Source organism: Bradyrhizobium sp. UFLA01-814 (assembly GCF_046718885.1).
GTDB lineage: Bacteria > Pseudomonadota > Alphaproteobacteria > Rhizobiales > Xanthobacteraceae > Bradyrhizobium > Bradyrhizobium elkanii.
In genome coordinates this window covers 40857-60956 of record NZ_JAQOSR010000028.1, presented here as the reverse complement: position 1 = coordinate 60956, position 20100 = coordinate 40857, and the positions used below count along the sequence as shown (strand labels likewise).

The 20100-nt window shown below is 57.1% G+C and carries 10 protein-coding genes and 3 pseudogenes; 3 read left to right on the top strand and 10 right to left on the bottom strand.

Going from position 1 to position 20100, the window contains the following annotated elements; genetic code table 11:
* Positions 1-1084: 1084 nt before the first annotated feature.
* Together PMN64_RS11465 and PMN64_RS11460 are read right to left on the bottom strand one after the other, a co-directional pair.
* Complete coding sequence (locus PMN64_RS11465; RefSeq protein ID WP_411780769.1) at positions 1085-1945, bottom strand: acyl-CoA thioesterase; 861 nt, start codon at positions 1943-1945, stop codon at positions 1085-1087.
* A gap of 498 nt (positions 1946-2443) precedes the next feature.
* Entirely contained in the window at positions 2444-3355 is a 912-nt protein-coding gene (locus PMN64_RS11460) for an acyl-CoA thioesterase (RefSeq protein WP_411780768.1), read from the bottom strand.
* A gap of 946 nt (positions 3356-4301) precedes the next feature.
* On the opposite strand from PMN64_RS11460, the gene PMN64_RS11455 reads away from it, so the two are divergent.
* Positions 4302-5513 (top strand): aminotransferase class I/II-fold pyridoxal phosphate-dependent enzyme, encoded by a 1212-nt coding sequence (locus tag PMN64_RS11455; protein WP_411780767.1) that lies wholly within the window; start codon positions 4302-4304, stop codon positions 5511-5513.
* Positions 5514-6254: 741 nt separating this feature from the next.
* Here PMN64_RS11455 and ectB read toward each other — a convergent pair.
* The 5 genes and pseudogenes from ectB to PMN64_RS11430 all read right to left on the bottom strand — a co-directional run.
* Positions 6255-7514, bottom strand: coding sequence for a diaminobutyrate--2-oxoglutarate transaminase (gene ectB / locus PMN64_RS11450; RefSeq protein ID WP_411780770.1), 1260 nt, complete (start codon positions 7512-7514; stop codon positions 6255-6257).
* Between the two features lie 1337 nt (positions 7515-8851).
* Positions 8852-9988: an aspartate kinase gene (locus PMN64_RS11445; RefSeq protein WP_411780766.1), complete on the bottom strand. Its 1137-nt coding sequence runs from the start codon at positions 9986-9988 to the stop codon at positions 8852-8854.
* A complete protein-coding gene (locus tag PMN64_RS11440; protein ID WP_411780765.1) occupies positions 9979-11016 on the bottom strand; it encodes an aspartate-semialdehyde dehydrogenase in 1038 nt (345 codons plus the stop codon). The genes PMN64_RS11445 and PMN64_RS11440 overlap by 10 nt, the downstream gene beginning before the upstream one ends.
* Positions 11013-11480 (bottom strand): hypothetical protein, encoded by a 468-nt coding sequence (locus PMN64_RS11435; protein WP_411780764.1) that lies wholly within the window; start codon positions 11478-11480, stop codon positions 11013-11015. The genes PMN64_RS11440 and PMN64_RS11435 overlap by 4 nt, the downstream gene beginning before the upstream one ends.
* Positions 11481-11861: 381 nt before the next feature.
* Positions 11862-12011, bottom strand: a pseudogene (locus tag PMN64_RS11430) (IS630 family transposase); the annotation flags it as partial.
* Between PMN64_RS11430 and tnpC (PMN64_RS11425) the strand changes: the two are divergent.
* Positions 12007-12897, top strand: a pseudogene (tnpC, locus tag PMN64_RS11425) (IS66 family transposase); the annotation flags it as partial. The pseudogenes PMN64_RS11430 and tnpC (PMN64_RS11425) sit on opposite strands and share 5 nt — an antisense overlap.
* 71 nt (positions 12898-12968) lie before the next feature.
* On the opposite strand, the gene ltrA reads toward tnpC (PMN64_RS11425), so the two are convergent.
* Positions 12969-14222, bottom strand: a complete 1254-nt coding sequence (gene ltrA / locus PMN64_RS11420; protein WP_411780763.1) for a group II intron reverse transcriptase/maturase — start codon at positions 14220-14222, stop codon at positions 12969-12971.
* Between the two features lie 777 nt (positions 14223-14999).
* On the opposite strand from ltrA, the pseudogene tnpC (PMN64_RS11415) reads away from it, so the two are divergent.
* Positions 15000-16312: pseudogene (gene tnpC / locus PMN64_RS11415) on the top strand (IS66 family transposase); the annotation flags it as partial.
* 145 nt (positions 16313-16457) lie between these two features.
* On the opposite strand, the gene PMN64_RS11410 reads toward tnpC (PMN64_RS11415), so the two are convergent.
* Entirely contained in the window at positions 16458-17351 is an 894-nt protein-coding gene (locus tag PMN64_RS11410; RefSeq protein ID WP_411780762.1) for a LysR family transcriptional regulator, read from the bottom strand.
* Between the two features lie 1376 nt (positions 17352-18727).
* Positions 18728-19570 carry a hypothetical protein gene (locus tag PMN64_RS11405; RefSeq protein WP_411780761.1) on the bottom strand — a complete coding sequence of 281 codons (843 nt, stop codon included), beginning with the start codon at positions 19568-19570 and terminating at the stop codon, positions 18728-18730.
* Between the last annotated feature and the right edge of the window lie 530 nt (positions 19571-20100).

Genomic DNA, 20100 nt, shown 5'->3' with positions numbered 1-20100 from the left:
TTTGCCTCCATCCTTGGCATAGCCACGCGAATCTACTGCGAATCTACGATTGCGAACTTGTGACTCAGGACACTAGCTTATCGGTCCAAAAATCCTCGCCGCGCCTTCATCTCAGGCCAGTAATGCATATCTTCGGACCCTTCAAGGCCGACCTGGGACGCTCCTCCGCCATGATTCCATGATCGGCCACCGCTATCTCAAGAGCCGCGTCGATGCTGCCAAACATCATCCTCGTCGCCGTCGGCCACAACTTCGGCCGCGTCCTCCCACAGCAGAACAATCTCTTGGGGCTCATCCTGGTCGCGGCGTGCCTCCGTAATTCCAGTAGCAAACAATCCAAGCTTACTAAGGGATGAAATAGTGCAGGATTGTACGATCGATCCACGCAAAATAGTAGATCGGCTGCTTTCTGGTCGGAAGAGAGCTGTTCATCTTAGATGGTATTGGCTGAGCATCTTGCCATGTCACGGGCGCGGGCGACCGCAATAACCAATTGTTGTCCTTGGATGTGTCATGAGTAGCACCGCCATGACGCCTACAGCGCATACAAGGCGAAGGATCTCAGCAGCTATGCACCGTGCTGCAACAGATACTCGGCTAATCGCTGTCATTGAGATAAGCCCCGTCGAAGTGGCCGGTTGCTCGAATCGTACCCAGGCCGATTCCTGATTCCATTCACAAGCTCGGCGTCAACGCCGGCAGCGGCATGCAAATCATTTGCCACCATTTGCGCCGTACACGGCGAACGCGGGATCAACGGCGGTGCCTTCTCATTCTGTATCGCCGCCAACTGCGATTAAATCAAGCTGATGGGGGCGGAGTCCGGAGGGGAATGACGACTTCGTGGACGACAATCAGAAGCTCAAAAAAGAGGCGGGCTAGGCACAGGGTCAACGAAGCGATGCGCGTTAATCAGGACGGGCGGATACAGACAAGCACAGCTTCGTTGAAATGTTTGAGAGGCGAATGGCCCTTTTCCGTGACAAGCGCCTCATTCAGATCGCGGCTCGTTTCACGCCGCGGTCACCGCGAGCACGATTAAATGTTGTCATGATGACGCCTCCCGTTGTTCGCACGGGACGCTTCAGCGTCGCTCGCGCACCAAACCCTCTTGGGCGACGGATGCCACCAGCGTGCCGTCGGACTTGAAGATCAACCCTCGCGCGAGCCCCCGTCCACGCTGTGCGCTCGGCGAATCGTTTGCGTAAAGCAACCATTCGTCGGCACGGAACGGACGATGAAACCACATTGCATGATCAAGGCTTGCCGATATCATGCGTCCGTCAAACAGCGTGCCGCCATACCGCGCCATCACCACATCGAGCAGCGACAAATCCGACGCGTAGGCCAGCGCACACATATGCAGCGCCGGATCGTCCGGCAGCTTCGCGGCGCTCTTGATCCAGATATGAATGCGGCCGTCGTCGATCTTCTCGCCGGCATAACGCGCGATCTCAACGGGTCGTAATTCAATCGGACGATCTGATTCATAATAGCGGTGGATGATTTCCGGCATCTCTGGAAACATCGGATGCTTGGACAATTCCTCCGCCGTGAGTTTTTCCGGCGGAACTACTTCGGTCATCTTGTCCTGATGGTCAAGGGCGCTCTCCTCGTCGGCGTGGAACGACAACATGGTTGAGAAAATCGTATTGCCACACTGGATCGCGGTGACGCGCCTAGTCGAGTAGCTCTTGCCGTCGCGCAGCCGATCGACCTGATAGATAATAGGCACCTGTGGGTTGCCAGGCTGGGTGAAATAGCCATGTAGCGAATGTAGGGGCCGTCCCTCGACAGTCCGGCATGCGGCAACCATCGCCTGTCCGATCACTTGACCGCCGAATACTCGGTGCGAGCTAGCGTTCGGACTGTTGCCACGAAACAGGTTTATCTCGATCTCTTCGAGGTCCAGGATAGCCAGCAGGTCGATTAAGGTTTTTGGCATTCCACATCCTGTTTCTTTCGGTATCATTGCCGAGTATAGCACAGCCATAAATCCGAACGTTCTCGTTTCCGGATTTGGCTTCAACCGCCCGAAATGACCTTATCGGGCTTTAGGACTCGTTTCGTCCATCTGGTCCGTCGTTATGAGCACAGTAGACGTGAGTTAGCGAGCCCGGACTCTGTAGTGATTCTGCACAGCGCCGCTATTGCTATGGCACTGATTTGGACAAAGAGGGACGTTTTCATTTGAACTCCTTGGTTCAGGACCGCACAGCTGCCAATTTACGGCGATCATTTTTCCCCCAGCAATCAGCGTGCCACACGAACAGTTAGGCTAGCCTTGCTTGAAGCGGCGGCAATCTATGTGCTTCGTGCGGCCAGCCCAATTGTTTCATAGTATCGGGCTTCGGACAAACACGTCTTTACCAGATACTGCTGAGCGCGACACTGATGCACATAAAGTGACGACGGACCCGCGCTCAACGTTTGGCGACGCGAGTCAAAACCTTACCGCATCTGTACGCTGGTGGAGGGCTTTGCGTCGCTTACGCATCGAACCTTCCTGCGCGACAGTCGCCACTAGCGTGCCGTTAGATTTGAAGATCAGCCCCCGCGCGAAGCCACGCCCACGCTGTGCGCTCGGTGAACCGTGCGCGTAAAGCAGCCATTCGTCGGCGCGGAACGGGCGGTGGAACCACATTGCGTGATCGAGGCTTACGGTCATCAGTTTGTTGTCGAACGGCCGGTTACCATAGCGCGCCGACACTGCATCCAGCAGAGGGTAATCGGAGGCGTAAGCCAGCGCACACATATGCAGTCCCGGATTGGTGGGCAGTTTCGCGGCGATCTTGATCCAGACATGAATACCGTCATCAATCTTCTTACCGAAATAAGAGCCAGTCTCGACGGGGCGCAACTCGATCGCATAGCAGCGGCGGAGGACTCCCGGCGCTTCGAATTCCGTCGGCGGCTTGGGCAATTCGTGCGCGATGCGCTCTTCGAACAGCGGTACATAGGGCATTCTGTTTTGGTGGTCGAGTACGCCATGCTCCTCGACGTGGAACGACACCATGATCGAGAAGATCGCATTACCATGCTGGATCGCGGTGACGCGTCGCATCGAGTAGCTCTTGCCGTCGCGCATCCTTTCGACCTGATAGATGATTGGAACCTGCGGGTCGCCGGGCTGGATGAAATAGCCGTGTAGCGAATGTGGCAACCGGCTATCGACGGTACGGCATGCCGCGCCCATCGCCTGCCCGATCACTTGGCCGCCGAATACACGTTGCGCGCTAGTCTTAGGAGTTTTGCCGCGAAATAGGTTCACATCGATCGTTTCGAGGTCGAGGACGTCAAGCAGATCGATCAGGCTGCTCGACGACATTACCGTGTTTCCGGCTTCTTTCGGCATCACTTCCCCGCCATGGCACGGTCTCGAAACCGAGATTCCAAATACTTCGAGTTTGGCATTAACCGGACCTCAATAACGTTATTGGCCTTTTGAGCTCAAGTTTCATCCGTCTTCTTCACCGCTCACGTCAGATAAACGCCAGTTGGCGGCGCCGCACTCAATCTAGTGCTGCTGTATCAAGGTACTGAGGTGGACAAATTGAGACGTTTCATTTGAACTTCCTGTTTAGGGGACGCATGGCTCGACGACAGATACCCGTTCAAACCGCTCGCTCAGATTGAGCGAGTTCTAGGAGGACGCATTCCGCCATCTGCCAACTGCGCGAATACCAAGTGGCCATTAGAACGATAGTGCCGCTCGATACGTTCGGAGAGCTCGTTCCGTTGATCTTGGATGTCCAGCTGAGGGCCACCCAGTGGGCTCATAAGTGTTTCTGTTCACCGCTCGAAGGTCGTCATCGATGAGATCGTGGCGCGACGGGCGACGGCCATCCAACTAAACGGCTTTCACCCTGGTCCGCATCGCCCGGCTGCGCCCTTTGCACCGAGATGCAAATATTCTGCGCCCCGATCAACTACCAACCCTAGCAATTGATCTAAAAGGGAGAGAAGTGTATCACGCATCGCTGACGTGCACCGGCCAGTCAAGCGCACCGGAAAGGAACCAGCATGCAAAAACAATCACAACCTATTCTCGTCAATGGCGCTGATCCACACGCTATTTCCTCACTCGTACGAAATGCTGCGTGCTCGGATCTGCTGCAGCAGCAAAACGCCTTTCTCGCAGACGGCCTCTCCGCCAGATCATCGAGCGTGCCTCGATGTTAGCTATCGCGACGGCCATACAGCCAACGGGGAAATGATTGGGTCTGCTTTAAGGATAATCCGGCAACCCTTGCGCCACAATGGCATCGATAACTCGGATTGTAGATCGGCGGAGAGCGCACGTGTTGGCCCAACGGACGTTCATGTTCAGGTCGTCGGACACCGCCGCGGCGAGGAGCGTCGCAAGAGCAGCTGCCGCGAGCGGCAACGAAATCATCGATCTGACTGCCGGAGAGATCTGGAGCGATCTCGCGCCATCTGTGCGTGAGGGCGCGATCGCCGCAATTAGATGTAATATCAACCGCTACACTGACACGCTCGGTCTGATGGAGTTGCGCCATGCGCTTGCCCGCAAGATTTCTGCGGAAACCGCCCAACCTTGGTCAGCTGACGAGGTCGCGGTGACGAGCGGCGCCAAACAGGCGCTCTACAATGCAGCCATGGTTCTTCTGAACCCCGGTGACGAAGTGCTGATTCCCTCTCCGTATTGGACTACTTTCCCAACCCAAATCGCCCTTGCCGGCGGCAAGCCCATCTTTGTTGATACCCGCCATAGCAACTATGTGCCTAGGGTTCCTGATCTCATTGCAGCCATCACACCAAAGACTAAGGCGATTGTGGTCAATACTCCGAACAATCCGACCGGTACGGTCTACGGTCGCGACACCCTTGCTGGCATCGCTACACTCGCCGTTGAGCGAAATCTCTGGATCATTTTCGATGAATGCTATGGGGCTTTCGCTCATGCCCCATATACCCATGACCCGATTGTCTCGGTGGCGCCACGGGCGCGCGACCGCATCTTGATTGTCAATTCGTTTTCAAAATCGTTGGCCCTGACCGGCTGGCGAATTGGCTATCTCGCTGGCCCGAGCGCTGTGATCGGTGCGGTTAAGGCGCTGCAAAGCCATACAACCTCTAATCCCAATGTCATCGCGCAGCATGCGCTGCTTCATCATCTGGAGACCAGGAGTCCAATCTTCGAATTGCGATTGCAACGCCACGTCGCCAATGCACGAGCGCTCGGGCTGTCGATCCTTTCAGCGCTGACATTGGTACCCCACCCGGCAGCGCAGGGCGGATTCTATTTCTATCTCGATCTCAGGGGTTTGCAGCAGCGCACCCAGGCCAATCGCTGCGAGCTTGACGCCGATAGCGTCGTCAACGCGCTGCTGATGGACGCTGGCGTTGCAACTGTCTCTGGCACAGCCTTTGGCGACCCCACCGGAATTCGCCTCTCCTACGGCATCGATCTCGAGTTACTCGACAAAGCCTTGCGGCGCTTGACCGCAACTCTGAACGAACTGACGTTCTGCTTTGCAAGATACTTGTAATTGAGCGAGGTATCATCGTGTCCGCCAAGCCAAACCGTCTATTGCCGTACCATTCGGCTCGAGCCTCGAGCGCGCGACTTCTTACCAAGCACAGGCAACGCTCCGCGGCCTTGCGCGATGCGCTTGTTCGCAAGATTTCCGCGCAGACTGCGCCATACTGGTCGACAGACTAAATCGCCATGACGAGCGCAAAACAGATGCGAGTGATATGTCGTCCAATACGGGGCATACCTGCCTCGCCGGGGATGACGCGTAGTGCGGCTTGGACACTAGGACCTGACGCTGACAAAGATACGTGGTGCGCTTTACGCAACCGCCGCCGAACACCACATGTCGATGCCCGGATAGTTCGCGCCTTGCATCTCCGAGTACCATCACGAGTGACACCGCGCTACCACGATATGAGTCACACGCATCGTAGGCACTATGCGGTTCTCGCGCCCGACAGCACTTGGAGCCAGTAGCGGTGATCAAACGATGCGCGATCTCTCCGCCGCAGGCTCGATCGACTACACGCAGCACGCCAGGAACGGCGGATGACTGAAACGTACTTGGCGAAGCCATCTATCGTCAGCACCACGCCAGTTCCGTCCGACGAGGCGGATTGCGCTCTCCGTGCCGCGCGAATGCAGCGCCGCCGCCGCGACACGCGGCGCGCAGAGTTTACTTCTCTGCGGCTATCTGTCGCGCGACCGCGCGCAACTCGTCTCATCTGGATGAAATACCACGCAAGCCAATTCATCACGGATCGACTTTTTTCAATGTTTCCGTCAACGACTCTTCGAATATATCAATTCCTCGAATTAGTGTTTCGGAGTCGATCGTGAGTGCGGGCAGAAATTTTATTACCTCATCAGTGGATCCGCATCGTTCAATAATTAACCCCTTCTCGAACGCCTTTCGTGCCGTGGACGCTGCTATCTCTGCCGTTTGACAATCAAATCCCAACACCATGCCTCGCCCTCGAACAGCAAATCTGTTGCAGTGACCGGATGCAATACACTCGAGTCGGCGCCGCATAAATTTTCCCATCCGCTCCACTTCCTGCGATAATTTCTTGCTTCGCCAATATATATCTACAGCGGCGGTCGCAGTCACAAGTGCGAGATTGTTTCCTCGAAACGTACCGGAGTGTTCTCCCGGCTGCCACGCGTCGAACTCCTCCTTGATCAATAACATTGACAATGGGAGACCATACCCGCTCAGTGATTTCGATAGTACGACAATATCTGGCGATAACCCTGCGAACTCGAAGCTAAAGAATTCGCCTGTCCGACCACAGCCCATCTGGATATCGTCAACGATGAAAAGGGCATCAATATCTTTTGCCGTGGCCTGAATTGCTTCCAACCATTCCTTGCGAGCAACATTTATCCCCCCTTCTCCCTGCACAGTTTCGACGAGAATGGCAGCGGGATGATCGACGCCACTGCTCTCGTCCGTTAATACCTTTCGCAGATAGCCCACCGTATCAACGCCAGGCCCAAGATAGCCATCATAGGGCATGAAAGTTGCACCAAACAACGGAGCGCCGCTGGCCGCGCGATAAAATCGATTACCGCTTACAGCAATCGCGCCCAAACTCGCACCATGATATCCATGCGTGAATGAAATGATATTTTGGCGTCCGGTGATTTTGCGTGAGAGCTTCAATGCCGCTTCGACAGCATTGGCACCAGTTGGCCCAGTGAATTGGAAACGATATTGCATCCCTCGTTCGCGAAGTATGACGGAGCTGAACGTCTCCATGAACTCAATCTTGGCGGGAGTTGCCATGTCGAGCAAGTGGACCACGGCATCCGACGCTAGATACTCAGTAAGAGCAGCTTTGATCTCGTGATTGTTGTGGCCGTAGTTCAACGCTCCGGCGCCGGAGAGGAAGTCAATGACCTTTCGGCCAACCTCCGTCTCTATGATGGAGCCGCGCGCTCGACTGAAAATGGCCGGAAATGTACGCGAGTATGAGCGAACATTTGATTCCAGGTCTTCCAAAGACTGCATACCAAGCGACTCGCTAGTCATTTGATCCATGGTCGCCTTCCTCCAAGTAATTTATTCAAAGCAAGCCTGCTGCTCGCGGATTTCGCCGGGTGTGGACTCGGTGGTCGGAGCGTGCGCACATTTCGGCGCAGCTCGTGTGGCATTAACCAGTCTTCCTGAGATTGCTCCACTCACTTACCTGAGAACCAGGAGCGAGGAACCTACCAATGCCCGTAGTCTTCTGTCGTTCACAGTATTCAAGTGCGTCTTGGTGCTCCGGCCACTCGCCGCAGAGCTGGAATCACTTAGTTATCCATCAAACTCTGCAAGAGTGCCTCACCGTGATAGCGCGGCTCTGGGATGAATACCGCTCTTTCGCTGAGGGTGCCGAAGGGATACTCGCACTTCAATCACGCTCGCCATTATGGTGAGCCGCGCGCAATCGTCCATTACGGCCGAGAACGATGCCAGGTTCGCGCAACCGTTTACGGAATCGGCGAACAGACTTTCCTCGGCGTTTCCTCAATCTTGGGGACCTCGATGGTCGGCCCCGGCATAAGCTGTGATAGTGATGATCCTTCGGTACTTGCCACGATCGATCAAGTTGAAATGCGTTCGCCAAGAAAGGCGGACTATTACAAGTCTGGCGAGCGCCGTATGGAACGATGGCGTTGCTGGACTGACGGGCCTCGTAAGAGGGGATGGTCAGCGTCGGTGGGACTCTCGGCGTGAGTGACAACGGAAGGCGCTCGACATCCATTCATCGCCGACAAGATCCGCTCATTGAGATGGCTTTCTGGCGCCAGGCCAAGCTGCCATCAATGAGTAGACAAGAAGCGGCGGGATCCGGCCGCATTGCGGGCTAAACGAGCCCACAGCTCCGGCCGGCCCCCGCCCAGGTACCGCAAATCAATCACTCCCGCGCCTGCCGGTGACCACGTCCTTCGCTCGCTGGAACTTCTTCGCTTCGCAACCCGGGACGTCGCCTGATAAGAGTATAATCCGTTCTCGGACACATCAAGGCAAGTCCTGTCGGCAAGATGATGCGCGCCGGAAATCACTGATGTAGTCTGACGATACCGAACGCGACAAGATCCGATCCAACCGAAACGATTGATGCTTGCCGATGAATTCGCGATGCCTGAATGCGAGCTGGCGCTATGGTTCGAGTTAGTGGCCAACGATGGTGAATAGTTGCGCATTACGAGTTTGCGGGCCTAAGGCGGCATGAGCACCGGGCGGGTGAGTAAGCGAACTTGAGCGTCTTCGCTTCCGCGAACCCGGACAGGAATCGAACGATTCGGCCTTGGCCGCAGAGATCACTGGACAGCTGAAGCCAGTACACACCCTCAAAACGGTCAGGAACTGAGAAGCAAAGAACTATAAGGCGAACGCTGCTTATTGGCTTTGGCGATGAACTTTGTGTCTTCTTCGGGATATAGTGTCCCGTGAATACGCTTGGCCAAGTCGACCGCCCTTTCAAATTCGTGCTCAAGGTGATGACGTGGCTCTCCAGGTCCAATCTCGCTTACTAAAGTGGCTGATTCAATTGAACTCGGAAGTGGGCCGGTCCGTTCAAGTCTTTGGATTGCGAAATCAGCGTCGCTGGTGAGGCACACACAAGCATCCCCGCCTTGAGTCGTCAGCGGGATAGCGCCAACTTCAATTTGATCTAAGTTCGAACAAGCTAGATCACGGTCGCTCACCTCATTGTAGCAGAGCAGCGTCGCATCACGAGCCACCACAACGGAGTGAGCCTCTCGCCCGTGGCCCACCCGCGTGCCAGCGAACTCCCCATCGCCTTGCAACGACTTGCAAATGATCGAGACGCCATGTCGTTCCGCGTACTCCACCGCGCGGTGATGCAGCACCTTTGCGCCATGTTGAGACATCTGAGCAGTAGCCCGATATGTCAGTTCGGGGATCAATCGCGCACCAGGAATGATATAGGGATCTGCAGTGTACACGCCGCATACATCTGAGTAAATTTCACAAGATGGACAATTCAATGCGGCAGCAATGACCACTGCCGTCAAATCAGAACTGTTTCTTCCCAACATGGTCAGTCTTCCCGACCGATCAATTGCTTGACCGCCCGTGACTATGACAATGTCATTATTTTTAAGCGCCCTGAAAACAGGCGTTGAATCTACTTCTTCGATTGAAGCACGACCGAAATCAGAATTCGTGCTAATTCCCAATGAATAGCCGCACAGTGACGCGACAGGGATGTCAAGCCGGCTGATAGCAGCCTCCAGCAAACATGCGCTTAGCATCTCTCCCGTGGCAAGCGCTGCATCCAAAGCTGATGGTGGCGCGCGATTGTTGACATCAAGCATCACTGCTTTTAGTTTGCCCGTCGTGCCGGACATTGCACTGACTACGGCGACGATTTTGCCCGCACCTCGTCGCCTCGCTATCTGCGAAGCCACTCGGCCATAGTCATCGGGCTCTAGGAAGGACGCCCCACCGAACTTCAGGACCGTTACGTGCATTTTTCACCTACAAGCCGGTTACGAACCGCTAGTTCTGCAATCTGAACTGCGTTGAGTGCGGCTCCTACCTGCAGATTGTTCGCAACCACCCACATCCAAAGCCCTCGGCCATCATCGGGATTTACTCGGATGCGGCCGACATGAACATCGCCATGATGTTCCAGCAGACGTGGTGTCGGATAGGGGCGGCAACTTGCGTGATCATAAAGCTGGATACCTTGCTCGCGCGACAGGAGTTCACGCACGTAATTCAGCGAAACGCACTCGCTAGACTCGATGTAGACGGCTTCCGAGTGCCCGTTTGTTACGGGAACGCGTACGCAGGTTGCGGTCAGCTTCAGTTCCGGCAAACTAAATATTTTGCGCGATTCCTGGATCAGCTTCCGCTCCTCGAGCGTCACCCCGTCGTCGGACAACTCGCCCACTTGAGGTATCACGTTGAAAGCAAGCGAGACCGGGAAACGCTGGCTGGATGACTCATCGGTTCCATCCAGTACGCTTTTTGAACCGGTCAGCAATTCGTTGATGCCCCTCAAACCTCCCCCGGAGGCCGCTTGGTACGTAGTCAACACTATCTGACGAATGGCGAGTGCTTGGACCAGCGGACGAATGGCTCGCACCAACTGTATTGTGGAACAGTTTGGATTTGCCACTATCCCACGATTTGGCCGCGAGGTCAGCGCGCAGGAGTTCACTTGTGGGACAATGAGCGGCACATCGGGATTCATTCTAAACGCGTTTGAGTTGTCTATCACCAGTGCGCCGCTTGCTGCGAACCGCGGAGCCCATTCCAGGCTGATCGCTCCGCCCGCCGAGAAGAAGACCAAATCGAAAGTAGCATTACTCGCGCCCTCGATCACGTCCACAGGCCAAGCGCCTCCCCGAAACGTTATTTGACGCCCGGCTGAGCGCGATGACGCAATTAGCCCTAGCTGCGAAACAGGGATGCGGGACTCCTCCAACAGCTTGATCAGCTCTGCGCCGACGGCGCCGGTTGCTCCTACAATGGCAATCTTAAGCGGGCTCATGATGCGATGCTCCACCCTGGCGACACCGCGAAAGATCTTCGCCTTGTCAGACCAGCAAGAGTAGAAAACAGTTCGGACACTTGGTCGAAAACATGGCCCTCGCCCATTGAGGGCACCGTTTGCCTAGTGCGAACTTCTTCTTCTCTGGTGATCTCCAGGTTGGAGCCACCGATCACTGGATACCTAATAAGATGTCTCCTGGCCTCTTGCAGCCTATTCAAATCCTCGTATCCATTCAGACTTCCGATAATGCTCGCGTCCGCATCAGGATTCTTCGACATATATAGACGAATTCCTCGATCGGCTTGTGGCCGCTCTCGGTTAATGACCTTACAGCGAACGAAACGCAGTTCATACTCGCTAAGCTTATTTGCCACGATATGGACATCACACTCGGCCATGCCGAGCAAAACAGGTCCATTGTTTGAAGCTTTCTCAAGAACTATGGCCGGCATCTCGGACACTGGGACTCCTCGAACGTCTTCTCATGGATGTTCATAGGTGGCGCGACGCAAACTATCTGGAAGGCCGAGTTTTGAAACTGCCGAAATTGATAGTTGAATATCGTTGTCCCGGAACGACATCGCTTGCTCAAAGAGTCCAAGCGAGATTATCGCCACGGACGATTCAACCTGCCAAAATGGACCGGGGCGAGTAGAAGGTCTAGCCGGGAGCATTCCCGACCGATCCGGCCCTAACCGAGAATGCCACGAACGAAAGGCGTGGCGCGCCGATAAGGACGCTCGATGACATGATCTTGCAAAAGCGCTCGGTGCGTACTGAGAAGGAGCAAGTGTCTTAGCTTAGAATGTGTACGCCCGTCTCGTGGACTACCGGTCTCAGACAATGCGCTCTGCCTTGGGGAAGTGAACGTCGGCGAGTTCACGCATACACGCGGCAAAGTCGACTGCGGCGCGGCTGTCGGTGACCTTGACCTTGCGCCAAGGCCGATGCGCGTCGAGGAAGATGAACAGGCTCGTCGTGCCATAGCGCTTGCTCAAGCTTGCAAAAGATGCGCAGTTCGGTCGATCGTCGGAAAAGCTTGACGCTGATCAGCTCCAGCTTGTTCTGGAGGATATCGATCAGGCTGTCGCGGCTCTCGAAGCAGCCGAGGACCGCGCCAATCCCAAAACACGCGAGAAGAGAGCTGCCGAGCGCAGGGCCAATCATGGCAAGCTGCCGGAGCATTTGCCACGCATCGTCGAAACGCTGATGCCGACTGCAACCTGCTGCCCGTCCTGCAAAGGCGATCTCGTTGAGATTGGCCGCGATGAGAGCCTGAGGCTGGACGTCGTACCGGCGCAGTATCGCGTCATCGTCACCTGCCGGCCCAAACTGGCCTGCCGCGCCTGCCAGGGGGTCGTTCTCCAGCACGCTGCTCCCGAGCGACTGATCAGGGGTGGATTGCCGACCGAGCGGCTCGTCGCACATGTGATCGACGCCAAGTATCATTGGCATTTGCCGCTTTACCGCCAGGCACAGATGCTGGCGACCCACGGTATCGCCATCGACCGTTCCACGCTCGCCTTTTGGGTCGGCTATGCCGCCCAGGAATTGAAGCCCTTGTGGCATCGTCTGCGCAAGCTTCTACTCGAGTCCCCCAAGCTCTGTGTCGATGAGACCCCGGCGCCGGTGCTGGATCCGGGGCGCGGCAGGACCAAAACGGGCTACTTCTGGGCGCTCTCGCGCGATGACCGGCCGTGGGCCGGACCTGACCCGCCTGGCGTGGTTTACGCCTATGCACCCGGCCGCGGCGCCGTTCATGGCTTGAGGCTGCTCGAAGGCTACCGCGGCATTATCCATTGCGATGGCTATCAGGCTTACAAGACCATGACCCGAGAGACGCGTGCGGACGCCCTGTCCGGCACGCTCGCGTTCTGCCGAGTAGGCGGGGGTGTTGCCATCCCCGCCCCTCACAGACCCGGACGAGCGGATTACCCGCATCCGGTTCTTCACGCGCAAGCTTCGCTCACGAGACGGCATATTGGTGGACGATCTTGGCTGTTGGCAGCGGGTATCGCGCGAGCATGGCTCGGAAGCGCGTCCACGGCAGATTGCTGTGGCGGCCACGCCGTGCGAGCCATTTCCTCCATATCCGCGTGACTTGGTGGTGGTACCATCTGATGCGTCGGCCGTTTCCGGAGATGCCGTAGTAGGCGCAGTGCCCCCGGATCACCCGCGACAGATGGGCGTGCTGCTCCCGGAATGGACAGTGCAGGTTTTGCCGACACCATTCCATCACAGAAGCCAGCGCGCGTGCGGTCTTTTGCCGTTATCTGACGGACGACATTCTTGCCTTGCCTCGACAGACCCCACACGTGGGTGAAGCCAAGGAAGTTGAACGTGGTCCCCGCCGTCGCAGGATGACGCCCGCCGAGGCGTTTGAACCGGAAGTCTACGAAGCGGGTCTTGGTCGGATGGAGTTGAAGCCCATACCGATCAAGCCGCTTGGCCAACACGTTCAGCAATCGCTTGCCGGACAGGTGGTCCTCAAAGGCAATCACCGCATCATCAGCGTATCGAACCAGTTGGCACCGCCCCTTGAGCCGCGGTCGCGCCACATACTCGAACCATTCGTCCAGCACATAGTGCAGGTAGACGTTTGCAAGCAGTGGCGAGATCACGCCGCCTTGGGGTGTTCCACCAGTCGTGCGGCGCAGGATGCCCTTTTCGACCACCCCCGCCTTCAGCCATTTATCAATCATCCTCCGGACGACACCGTCCGTGACTCGCTGGTCGAGGAATCGGCGCAAGTGTGCGTGGTCGATGGTGTCGAAGTATTTCGAGATATCGACGTCCACCACCCAGCGCAGCCCTTGTTCCATGAACCCTGTACGTAGGGCGTGCAGAGCGTCATGGGCCGATCGTCCCGATCGGAACCCGTACGAGCACGGCAAGAAGTCCGTCTCGTAGATCGGCTCCAGCAGCAGGAGAATCGCCCGCTGCGCCACCTTGTCTTCCAGTGTCGGGATGCCCAGCGGCCGTTCGGTGCCATCCGCCTTGGGGATGTAGTGCCGTCGCACCGGCGGCGCGATGTAGCGGCCGGATTTGATGCGCGCCAGGAGATCATCAAGATTGACGTCCAAGTTCGCCTCATAGTCCGTCGCCATCATGCCGTCGACGCCGGGCGCGCCATCCTTGCGCGTCAGACGATAGGCCTCGAGCATCCATTCACGATCGATCAGGTGATGCAGCGAGGTCAGCACCCGCTCAGGATGTTGCCTCGCCAGATCGGCTATCCATTGTCGTTTCGTGGACAGGTTTGTGGGACTCAGCGTTCCCTCCCGTGTTTCTCGTCAATGGGTCTTAACGCGTGGCGGCTCCCTTCCCTCCAGCGGGTCCCGGTGAGCCCAGTTCCCCGCCTTCCTCGGTACTACGAAGCCGCTACGACTTCCCGCCGCGCGTGTCCCTCAGCTTATGTCTTCGCCTCGGGATTCCACATGCCTTGGCGTTTCGTGTTCGCGTCTGCGCTCCCGATGTTCGCCAAGTCGGTCATCGGGCCCGGAGCATTGTTCAGGCCGGTGCTCCTGTCCGGCCGATTCATGTGGACACAAACGGGACCTCTCAGGTTTCCTGGTGGCCCATCCCGTACCTTTGCCCTGCTCTGAGACCCCGGCCGAACCGGTAAGCCTGACCATAACGGCTTTTCCAGTGCTGCCCCCGGATCCAACACGGCGAAGGCTTCAGCACGACCATGATTTCGAGGCTGCCACAGGGCTTCAGTACCCGCTGTCTACGCTTCACGAATGACGTTGCCGCCACCCATGCAAGACTCGCTTCCGGCTGGCGGGCTCCGCCTTTGCCGTGAGGGCGTCGATCCCTCTGGGTCACGTTGAAAGGTTTCAGATCACATTCTTCCTCCTTTCCAGGACTTATCCTGACGCAAGCTGGTCGCATCTGCGCGGCGCCAGTTTGTGAAGATCGAGCGCGAAGCTTCGCCGGCGCCCGCTCCGGTTGCGGCCTGTACGGAAGCCAGCCAAGACGCGACAGCTCCGGAGGGCCGGGCGGAGCGCGCACGCAAGCGCCGCAACAATCGCGGAGCACTACCGGCGCATCTGCCGCGGATCGAGGTCGTGGTCGATATCGACGACAAGACCTGTCCCTGCTGCAAGGGCGCCTGCATCAGATCGGCGAAGACAAGAGCGAGCGGCTGGACATGGTGTCGGCGCAGTTCCGCGTTGTCGTCACCCGACGTCCCAAATACGCCTGCCGAGCCTGCGAAGATGGCGTCCTGCAGGCCGAGGCTCCGGCCCGGCTGATCGAGGGCGGCATGCCGACGGAGGCAACCGTCGCCCAGGTTCTGGTGTCCAAATATGCCGATCATCTGCCGCTCTACCGGCAGGCCCAGATCTATACCCGCCAGGGCATCGCTCTCGATCGATCGACACTGGCGGACTGGGTTGGGCATGCCGCCTTCCATCTGCGCCCGCTGCATGAGCGCCTTCTCACGGTGCTTCGCGCGAGGTTCAAGCTGTTCGCCGACGAGACGACGGTGCCGGTGCTCGATCCCGGTCGAGGGCGCACCAAGACCGGCCAGCTCTGGGCCTATGCCGCCGACGACAGGCCCTGGGGCGGCCTCGATCCGCCCGGCATCGCCTATGTTTATGCACCCGACCGCAAAGCCGAGCGGCTGTTCAGCCATCTTGCCGGCTTCAAGGGCGTCCTGCAGGTCGATGGCTACAACGCTTATCCAAAGCTTGCCGAACGTGGCGAGGTCGAGCTCGCCTTCTGCTGGGTGCACATGCGGCGCAACTTCTACGAACTCGCGACAGCCGGACCCGCTCCAATCGCGAGCGAGGCGCTGAAGCACATCGCCGCATTCTACGCGATCGAGAAGGAGATCCGCGGCCGCAGCGCGGAGGAGCGTCGCCTCGTGCGGCAGCAGAAGAGCCAACCACTGGCCGACGCCTTCGAGGTATGGCTGCGCGCCAAGCTGGCTCTCATCAGCCAGAAGATCAAGCTCGCCGAGGCCATCCGCTACGCCCTCTCGCGCTGGCAAGGCTTAACGCGCTTCATTGATGACGGCCGCATCGAACTCGACAACAACACGGTCGAACGATCAATCCGTGGCATCAAGCTCAGTCGCAAGAACGCGCTGTTTGCCGGATCCGACGGGGGCGCCGAACATTGGGCCGTCGTCGCAACCTTGGTCGAGACTTGCAAGATCAACAACGTCGATCCGCTCGCCTATCTCACCGACGTCCTGGCAAGGATCGTCAACGGGCATCCAAACCGCGACATCGACCAGCTACTGCCCTGGGCCTACCGAGCTCAAGCCTTCAAAGCCGTGGCCTGAGAACGACGCTTACCCTCCACCGGTCTTCGCGAGATCAGATCTACACTTGCGTCCGTGCATTCGCATTTTGGTGTGAAGAAGAGCCTCTGGATGTCTTGAGCACGAACTGGCTGCGCTGCGCGGTTCGCCTGCATCCATGTCGGGATCAGCTTTGACTGCCGCCCTCACTGTTGGACCAACCGGCAACAAACGTTCGGATATGTTGGTGCATCACTTTGGCCGCAGGCGCTAGGCTTTCTTGGCATAGCGAGGCGAGCACAATGACTCGACTTTCTAGTGGGTATAGCGGAAACACTTGGACCGCACTCTTATAGCTGATGAGTGCCAGTTGAGGCATGACGCCTATTCCAAGCCCGCTCTCGACAATTGCAAGGATGGCGGCATCGTCGATTGCCCGCGCGCCGGATCGAATCGGGATTTTGTGCTTAGCTAGAACCTGCTCGGCTTCCTTTCCATAGTCTTGTAGCACGACATTGTGGTCGGCCAACTCAGGAACCGTGAAATATGCTTTACCCTTTGGCGCGAAGCCCAATGGCGCGATACACATAAGCGGGTCCGCATACAGTGGCGTTGCGTCTAACCCGGGCGGCACAGGGAATATAGTAAAGCCCAGATCAACCTGGCTGTTCGTGATCCATTTGGCAACATCGTCGTACCCGCCTTGCTCGATGGACACCTCTATCTTGGGGTAGCGGGCAGCGAACGAGCGGATGATTTTCGGCAGCCACGCGACGCTGACGCAAGTGAACGCGCCGATGCGCACAGTCCCCGACTCAAACCCGAGAAGATTCGCTGCCTGCTGTCTCAACTTATCCTTGCACTGCAGCACCTCTCTCACTGTCGGCAGCAGGGCTTTACCTCCAGCGGTTAGGCGAGTGCCGCTGCGATTTCTGCCAAAGAGTGTAAAGCCGAGTTCTTGCTCGAACGACGCAAGCGCATGGCTAACCGCTGACGGCGATAGATTCAGCTGATTCGCAGCTGAGGCAAAGCTACCGCGGTCCGCGATCGCAACAAAAACCTCGTAAGCATTTAGCGACATGGTACCTCATCTAGGGACGAATAATTAGCGCTTTAAGGCCCGCAAGATCTACGCGCGATGAAACGTTCGAACCGCGTCTTAAGATTGAGTAGCGCGCCGGAGGTGACGCGGCGTTCGGACTCGCTCTCGGCAGACGCTGCGTTTGTTAAAAACGGTTGCATCCACATACAAAACCCAATTCGTCTTTTGTTCATACAACACAGGCCTGCGGGTGTAGACGACCGTACTAGTCATCGATACTGCCTAACACAAGCCGCTCTTCGCCGACGAAGCGAAATGAGCTGAGCAGCTGTCTCGCGGCCGACGCCCCCGCAGTTCGCGCAAGATCGATGCTCTCAAGTTCTCTGACAGAGAATGGTCACGAAGTTATGGTACGCAGATAAAGTCTGGTCTTACCTTATCACACCCCACGCGCATAGGTACCGGCGGCAGTGATGACAGAGCCGCGCCACCAATCTGCTTGTGGTATCGACGTTCCAGCGTGAACCGTTGTTGCTGGAGGCGAGAGCATCACTCTGGTCCAACGTCCACGTCCCCGCCGCGAGCGCGACGCCATAAGCTAAGGGCTGAATCGTGTCGGCGCGCGTATCCAGGAGCGCACCGGCCTGGTCGCTGGGACCAACCTTTGAGGCGCGCTTCTCTCGGGATGAGGACCTCGACGGGAGCACCACGGCGCTGCGACTGTTTGGCATAGCCTAGATCTCCAATTCCCTACGCGCGAGCCCAACTATCCACATGCTCGGGTCAGCATCCAATTCTGTACCTCTCGATTAGATCGAACGCCTTTGTGGCCCGCGACCGAGCAACTCGATCAGGCATTTATCAAACGCCTACTCAAGCGAATGGTGAGGAATGTCCGGCGTACCCACATGCTCGCGTTGGTAGACCGACCTTGCAACCGAACCACCAAATTCGATTTCAGGCTGCCGCGGCGACGTGTGCACCGTCCTCCGCGAGATGGAGCGCCGGGAAAGGTACGTATGTCCTCCACCGAGGACAAGAACATCGAGCTCCACTTCGCGTGGCATGCCCGCCTGGCGCTGTCATTTTCCCTTAGTTCGTGCGAACTCGGACCGCACTGCATCAGGCACAATCCCTCAACCGCACTTGGTACGTCGCGTCGGCAACTCGCCGACGGGCTTGAGTTCCCAGGCTGACGTGAGATGGAAATGCCGAGGTACCGAACAAGTTCAAATGCCAAGTCCAGCATCACAGGAGTTCCTTAGCTACACAGAAGACATACGACAAAATCGACGTCGCTCCACCTGCACGGGTCTTTGTGCGCGGTTCCACCGACAACTCCTGCGCAACGCAGAAAGGTGTACTGCGCTCCCTTTGAGACGGCGGGTAATACCCAGTCACAACGATGTCCGAGTTTAAGTCCACCAAAGAACGAGATCCGGCCGCGCAAACCCAAAAAAGCTGTTCAGCAGGAGGCGACGCTTTCCGTTGCCAAATTGTCGAGTGACTCCGTGAATGAAACCACCGTCGATCAGCGCGGCATCCCCGACGTTGAGCTTAAAATCGTGGGAAGGTACAGCCTTGAGATAATCTGTCGAATAGGGGTAGCCCGTGGTTTCAACACTCTGCGACTTTCGGTCCGCGACCGTCGGCTTATGGCTCCAGATCCGCAGGTTGCCACCTTCCTCGGGCATACTGGGATAGAAGTTGAGCGCTACGACGATGTTGTTCGCCACCGCAGCAAGTTCGTAACCGTTCCCGGCACACAGGACTTGAGCGACATCGTCGTGGGGCTCCAAAGCATACGTTCCGGTTCCAGACCACCAAAGCGCACGGCAAACATTGGCCTGACCGTGCTCTGAACGAGCCAGCCGCAACTCAATGCCATGACCGCTAAGCTCGCGTTTCAACGCGTCGAATAGTCCGCGCACCGGATCAACTAAATTGCCAAAAAGGGCGTCGACGAACGGTCGCGCAGTTTCCGACTCAGCGAAATAGGTGGCTGCATCCTTCTTGTAGTGAGATGCGCCGATATACTGTCCGGGAACGCCATCTTTGCGCTCCTTGCGACCGGGATTGCGAATAAAATTCGCGGAGATCTCCTCAGCGACTTCGATGCTGAAGGCTCGCTTGATGTGTAGACCGGTGATCTCCCCTTTCAACATTGAGACTATCTCCGCGGTGCTAATCGATCCGGTTCGCTCCCTGAGTGCGACTGGCGCGATTGACGACACTTGAGATGCATGGGCAGTTTCCATTGGCGTGATCCTGTCGTGCGTGATTGAGGATGAAGATGCAATGATGAGTTGGCAATGGCTATCGGGGGAGTATCCGTCACAAAAAGCCGTGATGCGATTAGGAGGATTGTCTCGTAAAGGCAGCATTATGCACGCAAGCTGCGTTGTTCGATGCATTTGGATTCCGCTACGAGGCAGATGTTTTGCGACGAGGCGATCGTAGTGTCTTGGAGTTTGGCTGCCTTTTGCTCGAACACTTTCCGCAAATCGCCAGTCAGACCACATTTGCTTGACGCATGTATTCCGGAATGCCTTCCCTCGCTTACCTGAGAAACGCGAAAAGCGAACCTACTAAGGCTGGTAGCCTTTGATCCAGGGGTCTGTCTGCATACCGACGTGTAGATGCGCGTCGTCGGTGTCGGGAAACTGAATACCTTCAGTGCTTCGAATAGTCCCTAGTTTGCGACCGACCGCGCTGTCCTCACACGTACGGGGCCGCTACGCTGATGCCGAAAGGCATCGCAAATAAGATTGCGGAGACCGGGAGCCGC